Annotated in this window: 7 protein-coding genes and 1 tRNA gene; 7 read left to right on the forward strand and 1 reads right to left on the reverse strand. The window is 57.2% G+C overall.

The window, feature by feature from the left end; translation table 11 throughout:
• Window positions 1-76: 76 nt before the first annotated feature.
• From tsaB to NW820_RS01540, 7 genes are all read left to right on the forward strand, one after another.
• Window positions 77-784 (forward strand): tRNA (adenosine(37)-N6)-threonylcarbamoyltransferase complex dimerization subunit type 1 TsaB, encoded by a 708-nt coding sequence (gene tsaB, locus NW820_RS01510; RefSeq protein ID WP_414406491.1) that lies wholly within the window; start codon window positions 77-79, stop codon window positions 782-784.
• A 36-nt stretch (window positions 785-820) separates the two neighbouring features.
• On the forward strand, window positions 821-1378 hold the full coding sequence (efp, locus tag NW820_RS01515; RefSeq protein WP_414331123.1) for an elongation factor P: 558 nt from the start codon (window positions 821-823) through the stop codon (window positions 1376-1378).
• Window positions 1379-1447: 69 nt separating this feature from the next.
• Entirely contained in the window at window positions 1448-1921 is a 474-nt protein-coding gene (gene accB, locus NW820_RS01520) for an acetyl-CoA carboxylase biotin carboxyl carrier protein (protein ID WP_011432092.1), read from the forward strand.
• A 385-nt stretch (window positions 1922-2306) separates the two neighbouring features.
• Window positions 2307-3236: a metallophosphoesterase family protein gene (locus NW820_RS01525; RefSeq protein WP_414406492.1), complete on the forward strand. Its 930-nt coding sequence runs from the start codon at window positions 2307-2309 to the stop codon at window positions 3234-3236.
• 76 nt (window positions 3237-3312) lie between these two features.
• On the forward strand, window positions 3313-4059 hold the full coding sequence (locus NW820_RS01530; protein ID WP_414406493.1) for a phosphoadenylyl-sulfate reductase: 747 nt from the start codon (window positions 3313-3315) through the stop codon (window positions 4057-4059).
• 3 nt (window positions 4060-4062) lie between these two features.
• A complete protein-coding gene (locus NW820_RS01535; RefSeq protein ID WP_414344235.1) occupies window positions 4063-4377 on the forward strand; it encodes an antibiotic biosynthesis monooxygenase family protein in 315 nt (104 codons plus the stop codon).
• A gap of 115 nt (window positions 4378-4492) precedes the next feature.
• Window positions 4493-4564: transfer RNA gene (locus tag NW820_RS01540), tRNA-Val, on the forward strand.
• A gap of 110 nt (window positions 4565-4674) precedes the next feature.
• On the opposite strand, the gene NW820_RS01545 is transcribed toward NW820_RS01540, so the two are convergent.
• A complete protein-coding gene (locus tag NW820_RS01545) occupies window positions 4675-5616 on the reverse strand; it encodes a phosphoribulokinase (protein ID WP_414406494.1) in 942 nt (313 codons plus the stop codon).
• Window positions 5617-5785 lie beyond the last annotated feature (169 nt).

Genomic DNA, 5785 nt, shown 5'->3' on the forward strand with positions numbered 1-5785 from the left:
GCGCGAAGATTGACAACCTAAACTTAAAACATCCGTTAAGTTTCGTCAACCACCTTTTTTGATCCTGAGAGAGGCCATGTCGCTTGCCCGCTGGATTTTAGGGATCCACACCACCACGCCCGTTTTGGGCCTGGCCCTGCTGCCGTTGGAGCAAGGGTTGGGAGAAACCCGCAGTCAGAGCTGGTGGCTGGATCGGGAGATGGCAGCGCAGTTGCACCCCTGCTTGAAAGTCTTCTTGGCCGGTCAAGCTTGGTCGCAGATAGCTGGGATCGCTGTAGCTTTGGGGCCGGGCAGCTTTACGGGCAGCCGTTTGGGGGTGAGCGTGGCCCGTCTGCTGGGCCAGCAACTGGGCATTCCCGTGTTTGGCTACTCGGCTTTGGCCGTCCTCGCCCGCCATGTGTGGATCTGGCAGGGATCCCCGCCCCAGCCCTTGACGGTGGCGGTGCAGATGGACGCCAAACGAGAAGAGTGGTATGGCGGCGTGTATCGGGTGACAGAAGAGGGTGTCGCTGCAGAAGCGGCCGATCGGCTCTGGGAGGAAGAGGCTTGGCAGGCAACTCTCCGACAGTGGCCGCAAGCTCTATCCGTGAATGCCGCCGATTTTGTGGATCCTGCACCTGTGGTGGCGTTGGCAGAATTGGCCCGCGCCGATTTTCGGGCCGGGTTGCGCCCTCAGTGGCAGGAGGTGCTGCCCCTCTACGGTCGCCAGCCCCCGATTGATCTCAGAGGGCTGAATCGGACTCCGCCTCCCCAGCGCGAACGGAGTGCCCCATCGTCACGGTAAGATTGGGAAGTCTAAGCAACGGATCCCTCTGCTGACATGATCTCAAGCAACGATTTGCGCCCTGGCGTCTCTGTAGAAGTTGACGGAGCTCCCTACAAGGTGATCGAGTTCCAGCATGTGAAACCCGGCAAGGGGGCAGCCTTTGTGCGCACTAAGCTCAAAAACATGCAGACTGGCAACGTTGTGGAGAAAACCTTCCGCGCCGGTGAAACCCTGCCCGCAGCCACCATCGAAAAAGTCGAGATGCAGTATCTCTACGCGGAAGGGAACAACTTGGTGTTTATGGACATGGAGACCTATGAGCAGGCTCCAATTACCGCCGCCCAAATTGGCTCCGCCGTGAAATATCTGAAAGAAAACATGCAAGTGTCAATCTTGCGCTGGAATGGGCAGGTGATCGATGTGGAGCTGCCCAACACCGTTGTTCTGGAAGTGGTGGAAACAGATCCAGGGGTGAAAGGAGATACCGCCACTGGGGGAACCAAGCCGGCCAAGCTGGAGACCGGTGCTGAGATCCAGGTGCCTTTGTTCATCAAGGTTGGAGAACGGATTCGGGTCGATACCCGCACCGACACCTATCTGGGCCGGGAGTGAGTTCTCCCTCTCCTTTTCGGTTATGGATTTCTGTTGTGGACAGGTGATGCATCAGGAGTGAACCTTCCCTTGGATGTTGTCAATTGGCAGGAAATTCGTCTTCTCCTGGCCGCTCTGCAAGAGAGCGATGTTACCGAGCTAACTCTGGAGTTCAAAGATTTTCGCCTCACCTTGCGCAAAGGGATCCCGACTGAGCTCTCCTCCACCCCCGCCAGTCCGGTTATTGTCTCCTCTGCGCCTCCTCCTGCTCCTGCAGAAGCGCCCCCTCCTCCCACTGCTCCCAAATCCACCCCCAGCCATTGGATAGACGTGACGTCACCAATGGTGGGCACTTTCTACAGCGCCCCAGCTCCAGGTGAACCTGACTTTGTGCGGGTTGGCCAACGGGTGAACAAGGGCCAAACCCTGTGCATCATCGAGGCCATGAAGCTGATGAACGAGATCGAGGCCGAAGCGGCAGGCGTGGTGACCGAGATTTTGGTGAGCAATGGGCAATCGGTGGAGTTTGGGCAGGTGTTGATGCGGTTGGATCCCACGGCTTGATGGGCAAGGGGGTAAACCGGATTTTGGCAACCCAATCTCCCTTGCCTGTGTATACACCAGAGTTGAATCGGATTGAGGGGATGTGGTCGGTGTTGAAGCGCTGTATCCGGCAGTTTTCCAGAGCCGGGAAGTATGGGATGGAGCAAAGGGTACAGACCGCTTTGCTACTCATCGATCCATTCAATCCATCCTGCTGGGAGAAAAGTTGGGGGTGACAGCCTGGGAAACCCTCTCAGACCAATTTGACCAGTCTGCGCGCCCCTTTCACAGCCCTACCTGTGCCCCAGTTGCCGATGGCTCCCAGCTGAGGTTAAGAGAAGCCCATAGCCCCCCGGCCCCTCATTGACTATGATGCGGGCGTGAGGTGTGAATAAGTACCTAAACAATGGCAACCCAACGCATTTGCTTTGCTCAAGTCTCAGATGTCCACCTGATGCCCGAGACGGGGTGCCGCTGTTGGTGGATGTCCGATTCCCCTCGCCGCCAGTTGGAAGCCGCCGTTGCCCATCTCAACCAGGTGCCGGATCTGCACTTCGTGGTGTTTACCGGGGATTTGGTGGATCAAGCGGATCCGGAGAGCTTTCAATCTTTCCAGGAGATTGTTGCCCAACTGCGGGTGCCCTATTACCTCAGCCTGGGCAACCACGATATCGACACCCTGAGGAGAAAGGGACGCTTTAACCGAGATCAGTTTATCCGTTGGTGCCAAAGCCAATTTCCCCTGTCCCCGGCTCCCACCGGTTACGTCGATTACAGCCTTTCCCCTCTGCCCGGGATCCGCTTGATTGCCCTCGACGCCAGCCTGGGACGCTTCCCTTTGCCTCAGGGCGTGCTCCGCCCCTCCCAACTGCACTGGCTGGGCGAACATCTGCAAACGGTGCCGGAAGAATGGCTGATCCTGCTGATCCATCAGCCGCCCTTCATTGCTCCCACTCAAATGGACGCGGTTTTGTTTCGCAAGTACCGGCTCCTCAGCGAACCAGCCTCGGCGCTACACGCTCTCTTGGCCCGTCACGGACGGGTGGTGGCGGTGCTGAGTGGCCACCTGCATGTGCCGAAGGTGTATGTCCGCGATGGGATCCCCTACCTGACAGCACCTCCTCTGGTGGGGCCGGTTTCGGCTCTGCGGGTGTTTGAGCTGGAGGTGAACCCACGGCGAGGGGTGTTGCGCTACCACTGGGTTAAGTTGCCGGCATTGGATCCCAGCCCCCTCTGGCACGGCTTGGTGATGGGGATCCGACGGGATCGCTGGGGACAAATCCCTCTCCGGGCCAAGGGATCCCGCTCTCTCCCTCTGCCCGCTGCCGCCTGGTAATCAAAACCCCTAAAGCTTGACCGAATTAGTGTAGATTAAAAAAAGCAAAAATCGTCGAGTTCGGTGTCTTCCCCCTATGACAGCAAGCCTTTCTCCTTCTAGCCGCTGGGAGCTGGCGGCCCAAGCGTTGCAGGCGCAGTATCAGCCGCAAGTGGTATCTCTGAGCGAACGGTTTGAGCCTTTGTCGGCAAGCGACCTGCTCACCTGGGCGGTTGAAGAATTTGGAGATGGGCTGGTGCTGGCCTGTAGCTTTGGCCCGGAAGACCTAGTGCTGATCGATCTGCTGACGGCGATTAACCCCCGTGTTCGCGCTTTTTTTCTGGACACCGATTTTCACTTCCCGGAAACCCTACAACTGCGGGAGCAGGTGTTAGCGCGCTACCCCCACTTGCAACTGCAGATCTTCAAGCCCTTGCTTACCCCGGAAGAGCAGGCAGCTCAATACGGGCCAGAACTGTATCGCTCTAACCCCGACCTCTGCTGCAACATCCGCAAGGTGGAGCCCTTGAATCGTGCTCTGGCCGGTTGCACCACTTGGATTACAGGGATGCGTCGGGAACAATCCCCCACCCGCGCCGATATCGGCAAGGTGCAGTGGGACGGCAAGCGCAACCGCCTCAAACTCAACCCGCTGGCTGACTGGACAAATGGCCAAGTTTGGAAATACATCCTTGACCACGGGATCCCTTACAACCCCCTGCACGATCGCCACTACCCCAGTATCGGCTGCCTCCACTGCACTGCGCCTGTTGAGCCAGGGGCGGATCCCCGCTCTGGACGCTGGAAGGGCACAAGCAAAACCGAATGCGGCCTGCATACCTAACCCATGACTGCTTCCTCCATCCTTGAGGTGGCTCAGTTTGAAATTACCCCCGGCTCTGAAGCCGCCTTTGAAGCCGCCATCGCTCAAGCTTTCATCTATTTGCAGCAGACCGACGGCTACCAAGGGCACCAACTGCAGCGCTGTCTGGAGCACCCTCAGCAATACCTACTGCTCGTTCAGTGGGGATCCCTAGAGGCCCATCTGGTCAACTTTCGCCAATCGGAAAACTTTGTCCGCTGGCGTGCCCTCATCGGGCCCTACTTTGCTCGCCCACCCCAGGTGTTGCACTACCAGTTGCTGACCGGATCCCCTTTTTGATTTGAAATAGGGCACCTGTCCACTCTCCACCTAGGTTGACCCCAATGGGACAGGTTAAGATGTGATATTATTTTTTTCCGGCCTTCAGGCAGATGCACAGCGGCATCGCTCATAGGGGCTGTTAACTCAGTGGTAGAGTACCACCTTGACACGGTGGGAGCCGCTGGTTCAATTCCAGCACAGCCCATGTCCTTGACAGAAGCTGACAAAGGTTTGCTCCAGGATCAGGTTACAGTGCTGAGCCTAGCCCTCCCCTGCAGATCCTGTGAAACTGGGGATCCCTCGCCGCCACGGACTCTATTGGTAGATGTTGGCCGCTTTTAACATGTGGTAGGTGATCAGCAACTGAGTCAAAGCCAGGGGATAGCTCTGGAGCAGCTCGCCGGTGGTGCCGATCAATTGGCCGATATTGGGGTTTCCCTCTAAGCTACAGAACTTGCCCAGGTAAGGGATTTCGTTGCAGAGCATCCGCTCCAGCTCAATCACTTGGCTGGCCGTAGCATGGGCATCAATCTGCAAAACATCGACGGGCTTGCCCATATCCCGATCCAAATCCAAACGAATGGCAGAGCTGAGGTGACTGTCGCGGGCATTGAGGATTTGCCAAAAATCTGGGTGAGGAATGGTGGGGCGCAGCACCAGGCGCGCATTTAGCAATACCTCGTCTTGGTTGGATCCCTCTTGGGGCGGGTAAAAGGTGACCACTACATCGGCCCATTGGCGCTGTGGACGAATAAAAGCCTCTGAGTCGGGTTCGCGCTTTTTGAGCTCTTCTCGCACTTGCTCTTCGGTATATCCGCGCTTGCGGGTGTCCCGCTTAATCTTCCAAAGGGCTCGTAAATGTTCTGGGGGAGCCAAATAAACCTTGACATCGTAGCTATCCCGCATACCACGGGTAAAGTAGCCCAGCAGCCCTTCGACAATCACGTATTTGTTGGGCTTGACATACTCTGGCGGGTCAAAGGTGCCGGTGCTGTGGTTGTAGACGGGCTTTAGGATCGGCTGGCCGGTGCGCAAGAGCGTCAGGTGCTGCTGAACGATATCCAGGTAGTTGCAGTCGGGATGGAGGGCTGTAATCCCCAGTTCAGCGCGTTGTTTGCGGTCGTAGCGGTGGTAGTCGTCGGTGCAGATGACAGTAACGTTTTCTTCCCCCAAGACTTGGGCAATGCCACGGGTGAGGGTGGTTTTTCCAGCAGCACTATCGCCAACAATACCCAGAATAATCGGGCGCTGAGCCACGGATCCCTCTCCTGAATCGTGAACCTGGGGCGGAGAACTCCCAACAACACCGGCCAAACTCAACTTCGTTTCGACCTGCGGATGGCCCCGATCAGAGAACAGGGATTGTCGGTCAGCAAACGAAGTTAAGCAAGCATTATCGGCTCTGGAGGGTATTGGGGCAAGAGAA

It is taken from the genome of Synechococcus sp. R55.7 (genome assembly GCF_047461955.1).
Taxonomy (GTDB): domain Bacteria; phylum Cyanobacteriota; class Cyanobacteriia; order Thermostichales; family Thermostichaceae; genus Thermostichus.

Coding starts and splice junctions, on each gene's coding strand:
- tsaB (WP_414406491.1), top strand. CDS start 77: ATGTCGCTTGCCCGCTGGATTTTAGGGATCCACACCACCACGCCCGTT.
- efp (WP_414331123.1), top strand. CDS start 821: ATGATCTCAAGCAACGATTTGCGCCCTGGCGTCTCTGTAGAAGTTGAC.
- NW820_RS01525 (WP_414406492.1), top strand. CDS start 2,307: ATGGCAACCCAACGCATTTGCTTTGCTCAAGTCTCAGATGTCCACCTG.
- NW820_RS01530 (WP_414406493.1), top strand. CDS start 3,313: ATGACAGCAAGCCTTTCTCCTTCTAGCCGCTGGGAGCTGGCGGCCCAA.
- NW820_RS01535 (WP_414344235.1), top strand. CDS start 4,063: ATGACTGCTTCCTCCATCCTTGAGGTGGCTCAGTTTGAAATTACCCCC.